The 18168-nt window shown below is 60.1% G+C and carries 19 protein-coding genes; 3 read left to right on the top strand and 16 right to left on the bottom strand.

Annotated features, from left to right (window positions below; translation table 11 throughout):
• Positions 1–353 precede the first annotated feature (353 nt).
• Positions 354–1610, top strand: coding sequence for a D-amino acid dehydrogenase (locus ACP7AP_RS18450; RefSeq protein ID WP_426036462.1), 1257 nt, complete (start codon positions 354–356; stop codon positions 1608–1610).
• A gap of 74 nt (positions 1611–1684) precedes the next feature.
• Here ACP7AP_RS18450 and ACP7AP_RS18445 read toward each other — a convergent pair whose 3' ends face one another.
• Genes ACP7AP_RS18445 through ACP7AP_RS18415 form a run of 7 tightly spaced genes read right to left on the bottom strand, consistent with a single transcriptional unit; the run spans position 1685 to position 8953 of the window.
• Positions 1685–2410: a FadR/GntR family transcriptional regulator gene (locus ACP7AP_RS18445; protein WP_426036460.1), complete on the bottom strand. Its 726-nt coding sequence runs from the start codon at positions 2408–2410 to the stop codon at positions 1685–1687.
• A gap of 29 nt (positions 2411–2439) precedes the next feature.
• A complete protein-coding gene (locus ACP7AP_RS18440; RefSeq protein WP_426036458.1) occupies positions 2440–3630 on the bottom strand; it encodes an aminotransferase class V-fold PLP-dependent enzyme in 1191 nt (396 codons plus the stop codon).
• A 1-nt stretch (position 3631) separates the two neighbouring features.
• Positions 3632–4495, bottom strand: coding sequence for an ABC transporter permease (locus ACP7AP_RS18435; RefSeq protein WP_426036456.1), 864 nt, complete (start codon positions 4493–4495; stop codon positions 3632–3634).
• Positions 4492–5421 carry an ABC transporter permease gene (locus ACP7AP_RS18430; RefSeq protein WP_426036454.1) on the bottom strand — a complete coding sequence of 310 codons (930 nt, stop codon included), beginning with the start codon at positions 5419–5421 and terminating at the stop codon, positions 4492–4494. Before ACP7AP_RS18430 ends, ACP7AP_RS18435 begins: the two co-directional genes overlap by 4 nt.
• A complete protein-coding gene (locus ACP7AP_RS18425) occupies positions 5418–6341 on the bottom strand; it encodes an ATP-binding cassette domain-containing protein (RefSeq protein WP_426036452.1) in 924 nt (307 codons plus the stop codon). Before ACP7AP_RS18425 ends, ACP7AP_RS18430 begins: the two co-directional genes overlap by 4 nt.
• Positions 6338–7300, bottom strand: coding sequence for an ABC transporter ATP-binding protein (locus tag ACP7AP_RS18420; protein ID WP_426036450.1), 963 nt, complete (start codon positions 7298–7300; stop codon positions 6338–6340). The genes ACP7AP_RS18425 and ACP7AP_RS18420 overlap by 4 nt, the downstream gene beginning before the upstream one ends.
• Before the next feature lie 48 nt (positions 7301–7348).
• The gene (locus ACP7AP_RS18415) at positions 7349–8953 is read right to left on the bottom strand and encodes a peptide ABC transporter substrate-binding protein (RefSeq protein ID WP_426036448.1); all 1605 of its coding nucleotides are present in this window, start codon (positions 8951–8953) and stop codon (positions 7349–7351) included.
• Positions 8954–9188: 235 nt separating this feature from the next.
• Here ACP7AP_RS18415 and ACP7AP_RS18410 point away from each other — a divergent pair, with 235 nt between their 5' ends.
• Both ACP7AP_RS18410 and ACP7AP_RS18405 read left to right on the top strand, forming a co-directional pair.
• Positions 9189–10424: an aminopeptidase gene (locus ACP7AP_RS18410; RefSeq protein ID WP_426036446.1), complete on the top strand. Its 1236-nt coding sequence runs from the start codon at positions 9189–9191 to the stop codon at positions 10422–10424.
• Positions 10425–10618: 194 nt separating this feature from the next.
• The gene (locus tag ACP7AP_RS18405; protein WP_426036444.1) at positions 10619–10837 is read left to right on the top strand and encodes a hypothetical protein; all 219 of its coding nucleotides are present in this window, start codon (positions 10619–10621) and stop codon (positions 10835–10837) included.
• On the opposite strand, the gene ACP7AP_RS18400 is transcribed toward ACP7AP_RS18405, so the two are convergent.
• From ACP7AP_RS18400 to ACP7AP_RS18360, 9 genes are all read right to left on the bottom strand, one after another.
• Positions 10815–11216 (bottom strand): c-type cytochrome, encoded by a 402-nt coding sequence (locus ACP7AP_RS18400; protein ID WP_426036442.1) that lies wholly within the window; start codon positions 11214–11216, stop codon positions 10815–10817. The two genes, ACP7AP_RS18405 and ACP7AP_RS18400, sit on opposite strands and share 23 nt — an antisense overlap.
• Before the next feature lie 62 nt (positions 11217–11278).
• Positions 11279–11962: an ABC transporter ATP-binding protein gene (locus ACP7AP_RS18395; protein ID WP_426036440.1), complete on the bottom strand. Its 684-nt coding sequence runs from the start codon at positions 11960–11962 to the stop codon at positions 11279–11281.
• A complete protein-coding gene (locus ACP7AP_RS18390) occupies positions 11955–13202 on the bottom strand; it encodes a lipoprotein-releasing ABC transporter permease subunit (protein ID WP_426036486.1) in 1248 nt (415 codons plus the stop codon). Before ACP7AP_RS18390 ends, ACP7AP_RS18395 begins: the two co-directional genes overlap by 8 nt.
• A gap of 191 nt (positions 13203–13393) precedes the next feature.
• On the bottom strand, positions 13394–13729 hold the full coding sequence (locus tag ACP7AP_RS18385) for an AAA+ family ATPase (RefSeq protein WP_426036438.1): 336 nt from the start codon (positions 13727–13729) through the stop codon (positions 13394–13396).
• Positions 13730–13764: 35 nt separating this feature from the next.
• Positions 13765–14802, bottom strand: coding sequence for an endonuclease/exonuclease/phosphatase family protein (locus ACP7AP_RS18380; protein ID WP_426036436.1), 1038 nt, complete (start codon positions 14800–14802; stop codon positions 13765–13767).
• Positions 14799–15512 carry a TerB family tellurite resistance protein gene (locus ACP7AP_RS18375; protein WP_426036434.1) on the bottom strand — a complete coding sequence of 238 codons (714 nt, stop codon included), beginning with the start codon at positions 15510–15512 and terminating at the stop codon, positions 14799–14801. The genes ACP7AP_RS18380 and ACP7AP_RS18375 overlap by 4 nt, the downstream gene beginning before the upstream one ends.
• Positions 15513–15543: 31 nt before the next feature.
• Positions 15544–16017 carry a GNAT family N-acetyltransferase gene (locus tag ACP7AP_RS18370; protein ID WP_426036432.1) on the bottom strand — a complete coding sequence of 158 codons (474 nt, stop codon included), beginning with the start codon at positions 16015–16017 and terminating at the stop codon, positions 15544–15546.
• On the bottom strand, positions 16014–16628 hold the full coding sequence (locus ACP7AP_RS18365; RefSeq protein WP_426036484.1) for a VOC family protein: 615 nt from the start codon (positions 16626–16628) through the stop codon (positions 16014–16016). Before ACP7AP_RS18365 ends, ACP7AP_RS18370 begins: the two co-directional genes overlap by 4 nt.
• The gene (locus ACP7AP_RS18360; RefSeq protein WP_426036430.1) at positions 16628–18163 is read right to left on the bottom strand and encodes a Ppx/GppA family phosphatase; all 1536 of its coding nucleotides are present in this window, start codon (positions 18161–18163) and stop codon (positions 16628–16630) included. Before ACP7AP_RS18360 ends, ACP7AP_RS18365 begins: the two co-directional genes overlap by 1 nt.
• Positions 18164–18168: the final 5 nt, after the last annotated feature.

The raw sequence follows: 18168 nt of genomic DNA, 5'->3' as shown, positions 1-18168 counted from the left end.
AGCCATGCGCAAATCCTACTCCCGAGCGGGGGGATTGTGTCAACAACAGTTGTTGATTGGCGGATCAAGAAACCGCGTGGTTTGGGTTTTGTCCGGGCGGATGCTTGCAAATCGGGCAGGCTTGCGGCGATTTCGCGCTGCGCTGCGGTGGTTGGCACCGCGAAAAACAGGGGCGCTTGCGGTGTGTTGTGCGCGATATTGGTTTATACTTCGCCTAATGTTTCATCATATTGCTGAAAGTTAGAATAATCTTCGGATAATTCCGCAAAAATTCGGCGGCTTTCCAAACTCTTCTCAAAGGTTTGCGTTATGATGCGACGTAACAGCAGGGTCGATACAATCAGGGATTGCAGATGAAGATTATCATTCTTGGCGCGGGCGTCATTGGCGTCACCTCGGCGTGGTATCTGGCGAAAGCCGGGCATGAAGTGACAGTGATCGACCGCCAGCCCGGCCCGGCCTTGGAGACATCTTTCGCCAATGCAGGCGAGATCAGCCCCGGCTATGCCAGCCCTTGGGCAGCACCCGGTATTCCCGCCAAAGCGATGAAATGGCTGTTCATGCGCCACGCGCCGCTGATCATTCAGCCTGCGCCCGATCTGGCCAAGATGTCTTGGGTGATGCGGATGCTGCTGAACTGCACCTCTGCGGCCTATGCGGTGAACAAAAGCCGCATGGTGCGGCTGGCCGAGTACAGCCGCGATTGCCTGATGGATTTGCGCCGCGACACCGGGATTTCCTATGACGCGCGGATGCAGGGCACGTTGCAGCTGTTTCGCACCCAGAAGCAGGTCGATGGGGCCTATAAAGATATCAAAGTGTTAAAGGCCGACGGGGTGCCGTTTGAGGTTTTGGATGCTGATGGCTGCATCAAGGCCGAGCCGGGTTTGGCTGCGCGTCGCGATGCGATTGCGGGCGGTTTGTTGTTGCCGGGGGACGAGACCGGCGATTGCTTCAAGTTCACCAACGCGCTGCAAGATATGGCCATCGCGGCTGGCGTAAGCTTCCGCTACGGCGTGCGGATTGATCGGCTGGAGGCTGCGGGCGGCAAGATTGCGGCGGTGCATACCTCGGAAGGACGCATGACCGCAGATGCGTTCGCGCTGGCTTTGGGGTCGTATTCGCCGCTGCTGGCGCGGCCTTTGGGGATCAAGCTGCCGGTCTATCCGGTGAAGGGCTATTCGATCACCGTGCCGATTGTGGACGCGTCTCGCGCGCCCGAATCGACGGTGATGGATGAAACCTATAAGATCGCCATCACCCGCTTGGGGGATCGGATTCGTGTTGGCGGGATGGCAGAAATCGCAGGGTTCGATATGACCCTGCACGCCAAGCGCCGCGAGACTTTGGTACATTCGGTGGAGGATCTGTTCGGCGGCGCGGGCGATCAATCGTGCGCGACATTCTGGTGCGGTCTGCGGCCAATGACGCCGGATGGCACGCCGATTCTGGGACGCTCGCCAATTGCCAACCTGTTTCTGAACACCGGGCATGGCACTTTGGGCTGGACGATGGCGGCAGGCTCGGGCCGGGTGTTGGCGGATCTGATCTCGGGCCGCGCGGCGGAAATTGAGACGGGCGATCTGGGCTATGCGCGGTATCGGGCCTAGCGCTTATCGCGCCCTATCGGTTGCTCTGCGCTGGCTGTTTGCGCAGCGCAGACTGACCGCAGGGAAGGATAAGCTTACCTGGCGGACCCCGGCGAAATGATCTGCCTGATCTCGGATTCGACGGAATCGAGAATTGTGTTGATCGCCACCTCAGCGGCATCCGGGTCGCAGGCGACAATCGCATTGGCCAGATCACGGTGCGGCGGGAAACTGGCCAGACCAAAGCCCGGTACTGAAAATGGCGATTCAGCGGAGCGCTCTAGTGCGTCATCCATCCGGGCCAGCACTTGCCCGAACATCGGGTTGCCAGTGGCGTCGCAAATTGCACTGTGGAAGGCCATATCGGCAGCGCGGTAGGGCGCGCCGGTATCGACAATCTGCAACAACACATCGCACAAGCGGCTGATCTGCTGGCGCTGCGCGAGGGTCGCATTCAGTGCCGCGCGCCGCACGGTGCCGGATTCGATCACCCGGCGCATGTCCAACAGACGCAGAATCGCCTCACCCTCCAGCTGGATCATCGTCGGCAGCGGGCCTTGCGAGGTTTGCACTTTCGCGGTGAGGTACGTGCCATCACCGCGTCGCCGCCGGATGATCCCCAAGCCTTCCCAGCGGTTTAGCGCCTCGCGGATGGTCGAGCGGCCTACGCCCAAGGCGCTGGCAATCGAGACTTCCGGCGGCAGGCGGTCACCGACTTGCAGGCCTGCCCGCGCGATCATCTCGGCCAAAGCATCCAGCACTGCGACGCCACGCGCGGCTGTCTCAATCGGCTCTAGGTAGCGAATGGCGGCGCGCGACATGATCTCTCCGGTGCGCGAGGCGCGCGTTCTTACGTCTTGCTAGATAACTGTGGCAGCAATTCTGTCAAGGCTGTTACCAGATGGTCCATCTGGGAATAGGTGTTATAGCCCTGCACTGAAATCCGCGCGATGGTGTGGTTTTGCCAATCAAAGCAGGGGATTTCGATCTGGTAGTCGTCGTAAAGCCGGGTTTTCAGCAAGCTTGGATCGCAGCGTGGAACGGGCATCGACACCATTTGCGGGGCGCAGAATTCCGGGGTGCTGAGGGCGGGAAGATGCGTGATCGCACGCACCCGTGCGGCGGTGTCTTGCGCAAGGGCCTGGCAGGCTTTGGCAACCCTGTCCCAATCGTGATCTTTGCGGAATTGCAGGGCGGCGGGCACGGTCAGCCAAGCCGAAGGATCGCGGGTGCCCTGCATTTCCAGCCCGTCGATAAAGGACGAATTGCCGAACACCCCCTTGGTGCCGGGCAGTTTGGCGTCTTCCGTCCAGCCGTGGCTGATCACCAAAGGGTTCAGCATCGCCTGCAATTCGGGGCGGACATGCAGGAAGGCGCTGCCCTTCGGGGCCATGATCCATTTGTGGCAGTTGCCGGCGTAGAAATCGGCACCGAGGGCATCGAGGTTTAGCGGGATATGGCCGGGGGTGTGGGCGCCGTCGATCACGGTGTAGATGCCGCGCTTGCGGGCCTCAGTCACGGCGCGTTCAATCGGGAACAACAAGGCGGTGGCCGAGGTGATGTGACTTAGAAACAGCACACGGGTTTTGTCGGTCATGCCTGCAAGGATGGCGTCGGTGAACTGCGACTCCTCGGTCAGCGGCAGCGGGATTTGCACGGTTTTGATCACCGCCCCGGTATTGCGGCAGACATAGGCCCAGGTTTTCTCCAGTGCTGCATATTCGTGGTCGGTGGTGAGGATTTCGTCACCGGGTTTCAGGGCGAGCGATTGGGCGACGATGTTCAACGCATAGGTGGCATTGGTTAATCCGACGATACTATCGGGCGAAGTTCCTAAGGTTGCGGCCATAGCGGTGCGGGCATCGCGCATCCAGCCAGAAAGCCCGCGCGCGGGGTCAAGGAAGGCCACCGGCTGGCTTTCCAGTTGCAACTGCCAGCGCTGGTATTCCTCAAAAACCGGGCGTGGGCAGGCGCCGAAAGAGCCGTGGTTCAGGAAGGTCACGTCGGGGCGCAACAGGAAGAAGGCATCAAGGTTTTGCAATTCAGCGCCCTTTCAGGGTCGGATCAAGAGCGTCTCGCAAGCCATCGCCAAAGAGGGTGGTCGCAAGCACGGTGATGGCAAGGGCGGCAGTGGGGAACACCGCCAAGTGCCAGTAAAAATACATGAAATTCATCCCGACATTGATCATCTGGCCCCAGCTTGGGATCGGCGGTGGCACGCCGATGCCTAGGAAGCTGAGACTAGCCTCCAGCATCATCGCGAGTGGAATCGCCAGCACAAAGCCGACGATAATCGGTGAGATCGCATTCGGGATCAGATGGCGGCGGATGATATAGCCGGGGGTGGCCCCCAGAGCTTGGGCGGCGCGGACGAACTCTTTCTGCGCGATGGCTTTGACTTGCGCGCGCACCAGCAGACAGACCTGCACCCAGCCAAACAGCGCTGCGATCAGCACGATGGTGGCAAAGCCGCCATTGGTTAATGCCCCCAGTAGCATCGCGGCCAATAGCGGTGGGACGACAGAGAATAACTCGATCAGCCGCATCACGCACCAATCGGCGCGGCCGCCGTAATAGCCCGCGATGGCCCCCAACGGGATGCCGATGATCAGCGAAAAAGCCGCTGCGGTGAAGCCGATGGTCAGCGAAACCCGCGCGCCATAGACAATGCGGGTGAAGAAATCGCGGCCCAGATCATCGACGCCGAACCAGAATTCGGCTTGGGGGAAGGCATAGGCTTGGGTGAGGAATTTCTGATCCGCGTAGCCGGTTTTGCTGATCAGTGGCGCGAAAACCGCCATCAGGATGATCAGCAGCAGGATGGCTCCGGCGACCAGTGCGGCCTTGTTATCGGCAAAGCGCCGCCATGCGAAATAGAGCGGGCTGCGGGGTTTTGGGGGAATCATTTGCGATCTCCGAACCGGATGCGGGGGTTCAAAAGCGCGTAGATGATGTCGGAAATCAGATATGCCACGCAGAACATCATGGTGATCATCAGGATCAGCGCCATCTCCAGCGGGTAGTCGCGCAGGTTGATCGAACTGACGAAATAAGCGCCTAGGCCGGGGACGCGGAACATCGCCTCGACGAAGATCGAGCCGGTTGCGGTGCCAATGAACATCGGCAGGAACACCGTCACCATCGGCAAGGCGGCGTTGCGCAGCACATGCTGGAAGATGATGCGGCGCTCGCTTAGGCCCTTGGCGCGCAGGACCGTGACGAAGGGTTTGGTTAACACATCCAGCATCGCGCTTCGGGTGTAGCGCGCGTAGGTCGCCATCGGGATCGCCGCATAGGCGATGATCGGCAATATCCATGCGCGCGGTTTGCCCCAACCAGAGGCGGGCAGCCAGTTCAGCCAGACCGCGAACACCATGATCAGCGCCATCGAGATCACGAACACCGGAATTGTCAGCCCCAAAGTGGCGAAAGCCGAGGCCAGATAGTCGATCCAGGTGTTGCGGCGCAGGGCTGCGGCCATGCCCAAGAGGATGCCCAAAGGCGCGCCGATCAGCACGCCTGCACCGCCCAAGATCAGGCTGGGCGGCCAAGCGCGGCCCAGAAGTTGCAGCACGGTTTCGCCGGGGGATTGGAAGGGGATGCCAAAATCGAAATGCAGCACCCCCCACATGTATTTGAAATATTGCACATAAAGCGGTTGATCGAGGCCGAGGGAGGCGTTCAGCTTCGCCTTCACTGCATCATTGACCGGCATGTCATTGCCATCAAACGGGCCACCGGGGACGGCGTGCATCATCAGGAAGACGATGATCGAGACGACTGTGAAGGTGAGGGCGATGGAGGCCAGACGGCCAAGGATGTAGCGGATCATCGGATCGCCTCCAATCGGTGGCCGGGGGCGATTTCTTGAAGTTCCGGGGGGCCGTTCTGGTCGGAAAGCCGGGGCGTTGCGGCCTCGATCTGCGCGCGGCTCAGGAAGGTTCTGGTGCGGCGGTCGCGCGGGTTCAGCACCGGAATCGCATCCAGCAGGCTGCGGGTATAGGGGTGGCGGGCGTCGGTGAAGATGGTTTCCGTCGCGGCTTCTTCGACAATCCGGCCCTGAAACATCACCGCCACCTTGTCGGTAAGGGATCTCACCACCGACAGATCATGGCTGATGAACAGGATCGACAGCCCCATTTCTGCCTGCAAATCGAGCAGCAGATTGATGATTTGCGCCTTGACCGAGACATCAAGCGCCGAGGTCGGCTCGTCCGCCACCAGTACCGTGGGGCGCAGGATCAGCGCACGGGCGATGGCGACGCGCTGGCGCTGGCCGCCGGAAAGTTCATGCGGATAACGGTTGCCATAGCTGCGATCCAGACCGGTTTTTGCCAGCATATCAAGCGCTTGTTCGGTTTGATCGGACAGGCTGCCAAGGCCATGAATATGCAACGGCTCCGCCACGATCTGCGCTAGGGTCATCATCGGATCGAGTGCCGAATAGCTGTCTTGGAACACCACCTGCATCTTGCGCCGGAACGGTTTCAGAGCGGCATGGCCCAAAGTGGTGATATCGGTGCCATCGACAAATATCTGGCCCGAAGTTGGTTCCACCAACCGCATCGCCATCATGCCGGTGGTGGTTTTGCCGGAACCTGACTCGCCCACCAGCCCCAAGATCTGATTGCGCGGCAGGATCAGCGAGACATTGTTCACCGCAAGATGATCGGTGGTGCGGGCGAAGAAGCCGCCCGTTTGCCGCAGTTGATAGGTTTTCGAGAGGTTTTTCAGCTCTAATGCCGGGATCATGGCAGCCTCCAACAAGCCGCAGCACGGGTGTCGGAAAGCGCTTTGAAAACAGGGGCCTCAGTCGCGCAATGCGCATCGGCCACGGCACAGCGCGGATGGAATGGGCAACCTGTGGGCGGGTTGGCGGGGTTGGGCGAGGCACCGGCGATCTCAACCAACCGCTGCTTGCCCGGGGTGCGACCGGGCATCGAGGCCATCAGCGCTTGGGTATAGGGATGCAGGGCTGCGTCGAAAATATCCTGCACCGGGGCGGTTTCCATCACCCTTCCACCATACATCACCACCACCCGGTCCACGGTTTCCGCGACCACGCCCAGATCATGCGTCACCATGATCAGCGCCATGCCCAATTCGGCCTGCAACTGCTTGATCAGGTGCAGAATTTGCGCCTGAATGGTGACATCCAGCGCGGTGGTCGGCTCATCGGCAATCAGGATTTGCGGGCGACAGGACAGGGCCATTGCGATCATCGCGCGCTGCAACATGCCCCCCGAAAGCTGGTGCGGATAGCTGTTCAGAATTGCCTCGGGGTGCTTGATTTCCACGCGGGCCAGCAAGGTGGCGGCCTCGGTGCGGGCCGCCAATTTCGACACATCGCGATGCGCGCGGATGGTTTCCACGATCTGATGGCCAATGGTGAACACCGGATCAAACGCCGTCATCGGGTCTTGAAACACCATCGCCGCAATCCGGCCCCGCACCGCTGCCAGCGCGCCGCGCCCTGCCCTCAGCATATCGACGCCGCCGAGGTCCAGCTTATCGGCAGCAATCCGCGACGGTGGTTCGCGCAACAGGCGCAGCGCCGCCATGCAGGTCACCGACTTGCCAGAACCAGATTCGCCAACAATACCAACGCTTTCGCCCGCAGCCACATGCAAGGAAACCCCGCGCACTGCCTGCACCACGCCATCGTGTTGCGGGAAACTGACGCTCAGATTTTCGATATCCAGCAGGGTCATAAGTGCTCCGAAAATAGCCCCCCGGCGAAAACCGGGGGGCGTAGGGGGTTATTTCGACACATGCGTGTAGAAATACAGCGCCAACTGCCGCAGTGGCGCGAAGCCCAGCTTGTTCGGCTTGGTGCCATCGCCTTTCAGGTCCGCCGACACCACCGCATTGGTGATCGGATGCACCAGCGGCACGAAGGATGCGTTGTCGATCAGCACCTGTTCGGCCTGCTCATACAGCTTCTCGCGATCCTCCCATTTCGGAGCGCTGTCCGCCTTCGCGACCAGATCGTCATAGGCCTGCAGATGGTGGTTGTGGCGACCGCCATTGAAGAAGATGCCGTAGAAATTCGACGGGTCGAGATAGTCGTATTCATAGGGTGCCAAGAACAGATTGTTCTTTTTCTCCATCATGCCCGCCATCCAGTCTTTGGTCGGCATAACTTTGATATTCATGGTTATTCCCAGAATATCCTTAAACTGCGCTTGCAGATATTGCAGCATCGGGCCCGAAATCGCACCGTTATAGCCGCCCTGATCGCGATACCAAATCTCGACCTCGGGGAAGCCTGCGCCACCCGGATAGCCCGCATCGGCCATGAATTTCTTGGCCTTTTCCGGGTCAAAAACCGCTTGTGAGGTGATTACATCATTGTACCCCGGATAGCCCGGCGGCAGCAAAGATTTGCCGGGGATCGCAAGGTCTTTCAGCACGGTTGAGGTCATCTCATCGCGGTTGATCGCGGCCTGAAACGCGCGGCGCACGTTGATATTGTCGAAGGGAGGCATATCAAGCCCGAACGAGATATAGGTGGTCGCGAACACTGCGTTCTTGGCGATCTGGCCAGGAAAGCGTTGTTCTACAAAGGGAATCTGGCCTGCATTCAGATAGGAAAAATCCGCCTCGCCTGCCATGAACGCGGGCAGACCGACCTCTGGTGCGCCCAAGGACGGGTCAATTTCCAACCGATCAACCTGCGGAGCCCAAGGCCCGGTGTATTTCGGGTTTTTCACCAGAACCATCTTGTTGTTGGATTTCTCCCACGATTCAACAATGAACGGGCCGGAGGACACGACGGTGTCAACATTGGCGGCGTAATCGTCGCCCAGCTTATCCCAGACGTGTTTCGGCACCGGATACCACAGCGAAACCACGCTTGGCAGATAGGGTTTTGGGGCTGCTGTTTTGACTTCAATCGTCAGATCATCGACGGCTTTGATGCCCAAAGTGGCGACATCTTTTTCGCCCTTGGTCACCGCATCCCAATTCTCAATGCCGCCCGCATAGCCCCAATACCAGGCGAAATCGTAACCGGTGGTGGCGGCGCGTTGCAGCGCGAAGATGTAATCGCTGGCGCGCAAAGGCTCGCCATCCGACCACACCAGACCGGGGCGCAGCTTGAAGGTCCAGGTTAGGCCATCTTCGGATTGCATCCACGACTCGGCCGCCATCGGGTTCAGCACATAGTCATTGTCAAAGCTGGTCAGCGGCAGCTGGATGATCTCGGGGTTGCCCGCGCGGGCATAGACGGTTTTCATGTAATCCATATAGGTGCCAGAGGTGCTATCCCCCGCACTATATACAGTGGTTTGCGCCTTGATCGGCGTCGTCGCAAGCAGCGTGGCTGCCAGCAGCGCGCCTGCGAGTTTCAGGAACTGTCGCATCTATTCCTCCGTGTTGACGCCCGAAGCTGGGCTTTTCATTGGCAGGATGCCCGGGTCTGCCCGGTGCATTTTGACCGCTGGCGTCAAGGCGACGGCGGGTCAATTTCAAATGTCTGACAAATTCTGAACCACTCCGCAAGACGCCCGTTACGATGGGCCGCAGATTCTTCTCAAACGGTTGACCCTGCCCTGGCTGCGGTTATGGTCCGTTGCAAACAGGCAAAGGATGGCTGCTATGACCCCCTCGATTGATCCGGTGAAACTGTCGAAACTGGCAGAGGTGGCGGTGAATGTCGGTGTGGCGCTGCAACCGGGACAAGATCTGATTCTGACCGCGCCAATGGCCGCGCTGCCCATGGTGCGCCTGATCGCAGCCGCCGCTTACCGGGCCGGTGCAGGCGTGGTGACGCCGCTTTTTGCCGATGAGGCGATCGCCTTGGCGCGCTATCAGCATGGCGTTGAAGCCAGTTTCGACGCAGCACCTAACTGGCTGTACAACGGCATGGCCGAAGCTTTCGGCAACGGTGCCGCCCGGATGGCGATTGTCGGCGACAACCCGATGCTGCTGGCGCAGGAAGATCCCGCCAAGGTGGCGCGGGCGGGCAAGGCGAATTCTTTGGCTTACCGGCCGGCTTTGGCGAAGATTGCGGGCTTCGATATCAACTGGTCGATTTGTTCTTATCCCGGCGAGGCTTGGGCGCGGCAGATCTTCCCGGATTTGGCACCCGATGCGGCGGTGCATCGGCTGGCCGAGGCGATTTTCGCGGCGTCTCGCGTGGATCAGGTCGATCCGGTGGCGGCTTGGGGGGCGCATAACGCAGGCCTGCGTACCCGGACGCACTGGCTGAACGGCAAGCGCTTTGCCGCCCTGCACTTCACCGGGCCGGGCACCGATCTGACCGTGGGTCTGGCGGATGGCCATGAATGGCAAGGCGGGGCATCCACCGCGAAAAACGGCGTGACCTGCAATGCCAATATCCCGACCGAGGAGGTGTTCACCACGCCGCATGCTTTGCGGGTGGAGGGATTTGTCAGTGCCACCAAGCCCTTGGCGCATCAGGGCACGTTGATTGAGAACATCCAAGTGCGCTTTGAAGCGGGCCGGATTGTGGAAGCCAAGGCTACCAAAGGTGAGGCTGTGCTGCAAAAGCTGATCGAATCAGATGAGGGCGCGCGCCGCTTGGGTGAGGTCGCTTTGGTGCCGCATGGCTCGCCGATCTCACAATCCGGGCTGTTGTTTTACAACACGTTGTTCGATGAAAACGCGGCCTGTCACATCGCTTTGGGGCAGTGTTATGCCAAGTGTTTTCTCAATGGCGCGACTTTGACGCCGGACGCGATTGCGGCGCAGGGTGGCAATGCCAGCATGATCCATGTCGATTGGATGATCGGCTCGGGGTTGGTGGATATTGACGGGATTGGGGCGGATGGTAGTGTTGAGGCGGTGTTTCGGCGCGGGGAGTGGGCGTGACGCCGCGCGCATGAGGCTGGCCGCTGGGGGTTTCACACCCCCCGCTACGAAGTTTCTTCGCTACTTCGTAGCAAACTTCTGCGCACCCAGTGGGATATTTAAGAACCGATGAAATCCCTCTTGCCGCCGAGCCGAAAGGATTTGTTAACCAATTTCTACCAAGTATGACCTGGATGCACATGGAAAGGGATCGCATGTCTTACATCTTTTCAACGCCTTCCGCGCTGATGGTATTTTACGCCTTGGGGATGGAGGCGGTGGTGGGTGGCATCCTTGCGGCCTCGAACGGCTTGTCAGAGGTGCATAAGGATATGCTGGTCAGCTTTGCCATAGGCTTCCCGTTGTTGATCCTGCTGGCCCTTCTTGTACTGCACAAACCCGGTGCTGCGGCTATTTCACCTGAAGAGTCTTAAGGTATTCCGCCAGTTCCACCAGCCGGATTGGTGTCGGCGTCGCAATTCCGTCGCCGCCGTCATAGGGCACGGTGTCGCCCTGCAGCAAAGGCGCGAAATCGGGCATTACCCCTTGGCCCTTTTTGCCGGCATAGCCCCAGATCTGCGCCATCACGCGGGTGGTCGGAAACGCGCCCTTGTTGCGGGCGGCCAAAGTGCTGAGATTGGCGGGTTTTTTGCCGAGCCCCGCCGCCGTCTCGCCATCGCCCTTGCCGGTTGGCCCATGACAGGCCGCGCAATAATCGTTGTAATCCTGCGCTCCGGTGGTTTTCTCGGGCGGCTTGCCGGTTTCCACACAGGCAGACAGCACCAAGGCGGCGCCAAGCAGCAAGTTTCGCATGATGTTCTCCTGTTCGCAGGCGCTATCTTGCACCGAAGCGCCGCACCTGACCTTGATCTGTATCAGGAGGTGACAACGCGGCCTTTGTCCAGCCGCACCACGCGGTCCATTCTTGCTGCCAGTTCCATATTATGGGTGGCGATCAGTGCGGCAAGGCCGGTTTCACGCACCAAAGCCATCAGCGCGCCAAACACCTGATCCGAGGTGCCGGGGTCAAGGTTGCCTGTGGGTTCATCGGCCAGCAGCAGTTTGGGTTTGTTCGCCAGCGCGCGGCAGAACGCAACGCGCTGTTGTTCGCCGCCCGAAAGCGCAGCTGGGCGGTGGTTGGCGCGGGGAAGAACGCCGACATGGGCGAGCAGATCGCGAGCGCGGGCTTCGGCCTCGGATTTCGGCACACCATTGGCAAGCTGCGGGATCACCACGTTTTCCAGCGCGGTAAACTCTGGCAAAAGATGGTGGAATTGGTATATGAAGCCGACATCATTGCGCCGCGCCTCGGTCCGGGCCTTATCCGCCAGCCCGACCATATTGCGCCCGCCCAAAGCCACCGAACCTTCATCCGGCGTATCCAGCAGCCCCGCGATATGCAGCAGGGTTGATTTTCCCGCGCCGGAGGGGGCGACCAAAGCCACCACCTCGCCGCGCTTCACCTCTAGGGTCGCGCCATGCAGGACGTAGACTTCCGAAGGCTTGCCACGGTTATAGCATTTCTCAATGCCCGCCAGTTCCAGCGCAAAATCACTCATAGCGCAGCGCCTCTACCGGGTTCATCCGGGCGGCACGGCGCGCGGGGAAGATCGTGACGATGAAGGACAGCCCCAAAGACAAAGCCATCGCCGAGGCCACATCGCCCAGCTTCAATTCAGCAGGCAGCGCGTAGATGCCACGGATCGACGGGTCCCAAACATCGCCGCCCGTCACCAGATTTATCAGTGCCACCACGTCATCAATGTAGGTCGCAAACAGGCAGCCGATCACCACCCCCATCAGCGTGCCGACCACCCCGGTAAACGCGCCGCAGATGAAGAATATCCGCAGAATCGAGCCCTCGGTCAGCCCCATCGTGCGCAAAATCCCGATATCGCGGCCCTTGTTTTTAACCAGCATGATCAGGCCCGAGATGATGTTCAGCGTCGAGATCAGCACGAGGATCGACATGATCAGGAACATCACATTGTCTTCGATTTTCAAGGCGTTGAGGTAACTTCCGGCGCTGTCCATCCATGTCCACAGCATCGCATCTTGCCCGCCCGCCGCCATCACTTTGTCGCGATAGGCGTCGATTTGTTCGGGGTCTTTCACCATCACCTCAAACTCATCGGCGAGGTTGTCACGGTTGAAGAACGACTGCGCCTCGGCGAATGGCATATACATCCGGCTTTGGTCGATCAGGTAATTGCCCGAGGTGAAGATATAAACCACCGGATAGGCGTTCACCCTTGGGCTGGACCCGAACGGCGATTTCACCCCCGAAGGCGAGATCACCCGCAGCTTATCGCCCACCGTGACGCCCAAAGTCCGCGCCAAACCCGAGCCAATCGCGATACCTTGGTCGAAATCATCCAGATTGCCGTACGCATCCGCGCCATCGCCAATACGCGGAATCCGCCGCAGATCGGCCAGCCGCAGCCCAAATACTTCCGCGCCACTTGACCCCTCGCCAGCGGTCAGCATCACCTGACCCTTGATCTGTGGGGCGGCTTCGGTCACACCGGGCAGTGCCGCCAGCTTTGCCGCAATCGCGTCGTAATCGGCAAAGCCCTTCACCATCTGGCCCTCGGCGTCCATATGGCCCGCCGAATACACCGTCACATGCGCGTTTGAGCCCAGAAAGGTCGACACCAGTTCAGTGCGAAACCCCGACCGCACCGCCAGCGTCACGATCAGCGCGAACACCGCCAAAGTGATACCGATCAGGCTGATCCAGGTCATCACTGACACACCGCCTTCGGCGCGTTTTGCGCGCAAATAGCGCCATGCAATCATGAATTCAAAGCGCGAGAACGGGGAAGTGGAGGCCAAGATGCTGCTCTTTCTTTTTCGCGCCAAAGTGCAACGTCTGGAAGGCAGGGTCAAGGAACGCTTGTGTGACGGCCGCTTGTCAAGCGTAACCGCTTTCCGCGCTGGCAGCGCTGACTGCACCTGCGCAGAAAGCCGCAAGGCTTGATAAGCCTTGGTTAAAGCTCTGTCTTCGGCCCCGGCAAAGCCTCCAGCTTCAACTCATCCGGGGTTTTCCGCCGCAGGATAATATCGCCATTCGGCAGCTTTTCGGGCGCGTGATAGTTCTTCAGATCATCCATCATGGCCAGAATTTCCATCAGTTTCGGCTGCGCTTGCTTCAGCGCCTGCGCCATATCTTGCAGGCTCGGCTCCACCTGCCCCATCATATGGTTGAACAGCAGTTCCGCCCCCTGCTGCATCAGGCTCAGCCCCTTGTCCGCATCCGACGGCGGCGTGGTCTGCGCAAAAGCCGACACGGGCAACAGCATCAGGATAAGGATAAGATGTTTCATCCGTCGATTATGCCCGCCTTGGGTCACAATTCAAATCACAATGCCAAATCCAGCGTCACCGGAAAGTGGTCAGAGGCGGAAAGCAGCGCATCCGCAAGTTCCGGCACCGCCAGCACGCCGGGATCGTTGAACGGATGCCAAATCCGCCATACCGGCTTGGTCTGGGCCAGATCGGGCGAGACCATGATAAAATCCAGCAGCGCCTCGAAAAAACGCTTCTGCGGCTGTAGCCAAAACCGCGCCGAACTGGGGGCCAGCGCATTGGTCTCGGTCAGCGCCATTTCAGCATGGGGGTCGTGCAGACGCATCTGCCCGCCCTGCCCCAACACAATCTCAATCCCCGAGCGGCCAAACAGCTTTTCGTATTCATCCAAGCCCGGACCATCGTTGAAATCGCCCATCACGATCAGGCCATCGCCCGCCTCTAACTGCCGATCAATCCGGGCGCGCAGCCACAGACATTCCGCCAACTGCTTGCGACGGTTCTCAATCGAAATCCGCTTGTAAGCGGCATCATCCGCGGCGCCATGCGGGGCTTTCGATTTGGCATGCACCCCGATCAGCCGCAGTTTCCCCCCCGCTGTGGTGGTCACCGCCAGTTCCAACGGTGGCTTGGAAAACCGCACCAGATCCTCCACCCCATCCCCGTTGATATCCAGCCGCAACTGGCTGTCAAACCGCGGAGCCCCCGGCGCGCCGTGGCTGGGGGCAGGATCGCCCTTCGGATCATGCCGCGCGGAGAGCTTGTCAGGATCATACAGAAACGCAATTTCCTGTTCAGTTTCAGAAACATAACCGATGATCGCCTTGCGCGTCCGCAAGCCATACTGCGCCGCAAAATTCTCCAGCGCCGTCACGGTCGAGCGGCGGCTGTTGGTGTCGGGCGCTTCGATGATCATCACGCCGTCAGCATCCAAGGCGGTGAACACCACGCCTAAAGCCGCCAGTTGTTCGGCCCGTGTGACCTTGTAGCGCGCCGAATACTCAGCGTCCTTCAGCAGATGCCCGCGATCATCGAACAAAGCATTGAACCATTCGACATTATAGCTGGCCAGCCTCAGCCGATCGCTCATGCCGCGACCTTGGCCTGAATCTCGTCCCAAGCCGCGTTTATCGCGATCAGCCGTCGCGTCGCCAGTTGCACCGCCTCGGCAGGCACCCCGCGCGCGATCATCACATCGGGATGGCTGTCTTTCACCGCCGCCCGCCACGCCGCGCGGGCATCGTCAAGGCTCGCCTGATGTGGAATCCCCAGAACATCGTAAGGATCGCGCGGCGCACCATCGACAAACCGGCCCCGCAGCACCCGGAAACAACGATCATCCAGCCCGAAAATCTGCGCCACTTCGCGCAGAAACTGATCTTCTGCGGGATGATATTCGCCATCCGCCATCGCGATCTGAAACAGCCCTTCCAGAATGTCGATCAGCACATTGCGGTCATCAGCGCACAGCGGCAATCCCGGTTTGTTGAACAAAAGCGCGATCTTACGGGCGTAAGAGTCAAACCCTGCCACATCCTGTCGCGCCAAGTTGTACACATGTGCGGCATTGGCTTCTTCGGCTTTCGAGATCGAAAAAATCCGCCGGAACGTCGCCACTTCGTCGCGGGTGACCTCGCCATCGGCCTTGGCCATCTTCGCGCCCAAAGCGATCACCGCGATGGTGAAGCCAACCGAGCGCTCTGGCACAGCCCCGCCGCGCAAACGGTCGAACACAGCCGCCAACCCCTCGCCCGATGCAAGGGCGGCGATGGCTTCGGTGATGCGGGTCCAGATCGACATGAGGTCAGCTTATCGGTTTCAGATGCGGCTGTCAGGACAGGAATTTCTGCATCAGCACAAGATCCATAAATCGACCGAATTTGAAGCCCGCATCGCGAATGATCGCGATCTCGTGATAGCCTAGGGCCGCATGAAAGCGCTGGCCTTGCGGGTTTTCGCCCGACACCCCGGCGATCATCTGATGCGCGCCAGACGCCTTTGCATGGCCCTCAACCGCCGTCATCAACGCCCGCCCCGCGCCCATCCCGCGCGCAGTGGGCGACAGGATCACTGAGTGCTCCATACAGGTGGCATAGCCGGAGCCGCCACGAAATTGACTATAACTCGCAAAGCCTTGCACGCCGTTGTTGATGTAAACGACAAAGCAATCCCGCGCTGCGATCATCGCCAGCAGATCGGCCTCAGACTTCTCCGCCGAGTTAAACGTCACCGCAGTATCCCTGATCCACGGGTTCCACAAAGCCGCCAGCGCAGCCGCATCTTCCGGCACAGCCGCCCGAATCATTCCAACACACGCAGCCCGTGCGGCGTGGTAAACGTCGCCCGCATCGCCTTCGCCACCCCCGGCACGATCACCACGCGGCTGTCGGTGAAAAGGCTTGCAAGTGCGGCATTCAGCGCCCCAGCCTGCGGATGCGCAATCTCCAACCGCTGCAATCGCACACCACTATCTGGCAAAGCCCGCGCCGGATGCAAAGTGCCCGCCCATTCGATCAAAGCCGGGAAGCAACCGTCGAACGGCAACTTGCCATCGGCGGGCACTGCCATCTGCCAACGGTAATCGCCACGCTGCAGAGCCACCGGAATCCCGACGCCTTCCGGGCTGGCCGCCACTGCAGCGCTTATACTATCACAACATCCAACCCAATTCGTTAGCCTTGGAGGACCCTCAAAATTGTCTAAATCGAACCATCGCGGCCAAACCGGCGGCACCTGTGCCGGGTCCGCCGCGATCACCTCCAGATACAGATCCCCCAAGCCGAACAGCCGGTTATGCGTTGCCATATGCGGATGTTGCCCGCCGCCCGCCAGCGCCACGCCCAAAGCCGCCTCGACCGCAGCCACCCCTTCGACCAAATCCAGCGCCGATACCGCGAGGTGATCAAACCGCAGCATCACGCTTTGACCCCCAAAGTGGTTTGCGCCTTCAACGCCTGCGCCAGTGACATGAACCGCGCCTCGGCCACCTCGCCAAACAGCCCGCGACCTTCCTCGGTCAGCTGCAGTTCCAGCAGCCGCGTCGCAGGCTGCCAGACCAGCCGCCCCGCCCGCCCCGGATCGCCGACCGAAAACATCGCGCCAAACCGCATCGCCTTGCCCAACACCTCGGCATCCAGCAACTCATCCTCGCGCAGCAGCTTGAATAAAGGCTCCATCCGCGAGCCGTTGCGGCTATTTTTATAGCGGTGCAGCAGCGCCAGCCCCAGAAACACCCGGCCCGGATGATCCAAGCCACCCAAATTTGTCCGCGTTGCATTGTCAAAACACGCCTCGGCCCGGTAATCCGGGTGCGCCCGCCATGTCGTGTCATGCAGCAAACAGGCCGCCTTGATCAGCCGCAGCCGCTCCGCGTTCACCTCGGGGAACAACGGCAGCAGAAATTCATACAGCTTTTTACCAAACCCTGGTATCCGCGACGAAAGCTTCTCTGCCATCCGCGCCGCCTCAATCAGCGGGTCGCGCGCACGCAATTTTTCCGGCATCTGCTCAAACAACAGCCCCTCGCGGATGCCGTAGGCCGAGACGTCGATCTCCGACGGTTTCAGCACCTTGATCAGCTCGCGCATCACCTCGCAAGCCAGCGGCACCAACTCCATCCTCTCCGCCCCAGTGCCGGTTTTGCTGCGCAACTGGCTTAGATCGCTGGCGGCAATCCAATCGAGCGTTTCCAGCAAGTCATTGGGCAGCATACGATATTCGTGCAAAACCGTCAGCGGATAGCCGCGCCGTTCCATATCCAGTCTCGCGATAACCCGCCAAGAGCCGCCGACCAGAAAAATCCGCTCGCCATCCGAATTCAACCGCGCCTGACAGTCTTTCAGGATGCTATCAATATGGGCGGCGCGCTTTTTCGGCGTATCGCCCACCTGCTGCAACCGGAACGGGCCAAGCGGCGTAGACACCCGTTGCCCCACCGTGCCGCCGCCGATTTTTGCCAGTTCCATCGAGTTACCGCCAATATCGCAGACAATCCCCTTCGCATCCGGCCAGCCCAAAAGCACGCCCTGCGCCGACAGCCGAGCTTCTTCGTCGCCGTCCACCACCCAGATTTTCAACCCGGTTTGCGCCAGCACTTCGGCCTGAAACGCCGGGCCATCCGCCGCCTCGCGCGCCGCAGCTGTGCCCACCACTGTCAGGGTTTCTATCCCCATCCCCTTGGCCAGCAACGAGAATCTTTTCAACGCCACCAGCGCCCGCCGCCGTCCTTCCGGGTTCAACCGCCCGGTTTCCGCCAGCCCTTTACCCAGACCGCACATCAGCTTTTCGTTGTAAAAATACGCCGGTGAGCGCGCCGCGCCATCAAACACCACCATCCGCACCGAGTTTGATCCGACATCAACCACCCCCACACGGCTTAGCGCCCGCACTGAAGGGTCGTCAAACAAAGGCCGGCCAAACGGGCCGTGATCGTCGTCATGGTCTTCGGTCATAGGTA

The sequence above is a fragment of the Cypionkella sp. TWP1-2-1b2 genome, assembly GCF_049896245.1.
Classification (GTDB): Bacteria; Pseudomonadota; Alphaproteobacteria; order Rhodobacterales; family Rhodobacteraceae; genus Cypionkella.
Note: the sequence above shows the minus strand (reverse complement) of the source record. Positions and strands in the feature narration are given on the sequence as shown.

What these genes read in the sequence shown, in the direction of transcription:
- ACP7AP_RS18450 (WP_426036462.1), top strand. Translation starts at nt 354, where the DNA reads ATGAAGATTATCATTCTTGGCGCGGGCGTCATTGGCGTCACCTCGGCG.
- ACP7AP_RS18445 (WP_426036460.1), bottom strand. Translation starts at nt 2,410, where the DNA reads ATGTCGCGCGCCGCCATTCGCTACCTAGAGCCGATTGAGACAGCCGCG.
- ACP7AP_RS18435 (WP_426036456.1), bottom strand. Translation starts at nt 4,495, where the DNA reads ATGATTCCCCCAAAACCCCGCAGCCCGCTCTATTTCGCATGGCGGCGC.
- ACP7AP_RS18430 (WP_426036454.1), bottom strand. Translation starts at nt 5,421, where the DNA reads ATGATCCGCTACATCCTTGGCCGTCTGGCCTCCATCGCCCTCACCTTC.
- ACP7AP_RS18425 (WP_426036452.1), bottom strand. Translation starts at nt 6,341, where the DNA reads ATGATCCCGGCATTAGAGCTGAAAAACCTCTCGAAAACCTATCAACTG.
- ACP7AP_RS18420 (WP_426036450.1), bottom strand. Translation starts at nt 7,300, where the DNA reads ATGACCCTGCTGGATATCGAAAATCTGAGCGTCAGTTTCCCGCAACAC.
- ACP7AP_RS18415 (WP_426036448.1), bottom strand. Translation starts at nt 8,953, where the DNA reads ATGCGACAGTTCCTGAAACTCGCAGGCGCGCTGCTGGCAGCCACGCTG.
- ACP7AP_RS18410 (WP_426036446.1), top strand. Translation starts at nt 9,189, where the DNA reads ATGACCCCCTCGATTGATCCGGTGAAACTGTCGAAACTGGCAGAGGTG.
- ACP7AP_RS18405 (WP_426036444.1), top strand. Translation starts at nt 10,619, where the DNA reads ATGTCTTACATCTTTTCAACGCCTTCCGCGCTGATGGTATTTTACGCC.
- ACP7AP_RS18400 (WP_426036442.1), bottom strand. Translation starts at nt 11,216, where the DNA reads ATGCGAAACTTGCTGCTTGGCGCCGCCTTGGTGCTGTCTGCCTGTGTG.
- ACP7AP_RS18395 (WP_426036440.1), bottom strand. Translation starts at nt 11,962, where the DNA reads ATGAGTGATTTTGCGCTGGAACTGGCGGGCATTGAGAAATGCTATAAC.
- ACP7AP_RS18390 (WP_426036486.1), bottom strand. Translation starts at nt 13,202, where the DNA reads ATGATTGCATGGCGCTATTTGCGCGCAAAACGCGCCGAAGGCGGTGTG.
- ACP7AP_RS18385 (WP_426036438.1), bottom strand. Translation starts at nt 13,729, where the DNA reads ATGAAACATCTTATCCTTATCCTGATGCTGTTGCCCGTGTCGGCTTTT.
- ACP7AP_RS18380 (WP_426036436.1), bottom strand. Translation starts at nt 14,802, where the DNA reads ATGAGCGATCGGCTGAGGCTGGCCAGCTATAATGTCGAATGGTTCAAT.
- ACP7AP_RS18375 (WP_426036434.1), bottom strand. Translation starts at nt 15,512, where the DNA reads ATGTCGATCTGGACCCGCATCACCGAAGCCATCGCCGCCCTTGCATCG.
- ACP7AP_RS18370 (WP_426036432.1), bottom strand. Translation starts at nt 16,017, where the DNA reads ATGATTCGGGCGGCTGTGCCGGAAGATGCGGCTGCGCTGGCGGCTTTG.
- ACP7AP_RS18365 (WP_426036484.1), bottom strand. Translation starts at nt 16,628, where the DNA reads ATGCTGCGGTTTGATCACCTCGCGGTATCGGCGCTGGATTTGGTCGAA.
- ACP7AP_RS18360 (WP_426036430.1), bottom strand. Translation starts at nt 18,163, where the DNA reads ATGACCGAAGACCATGACGACGATCACGGCCCGTTTGGCCGGCCTTTG.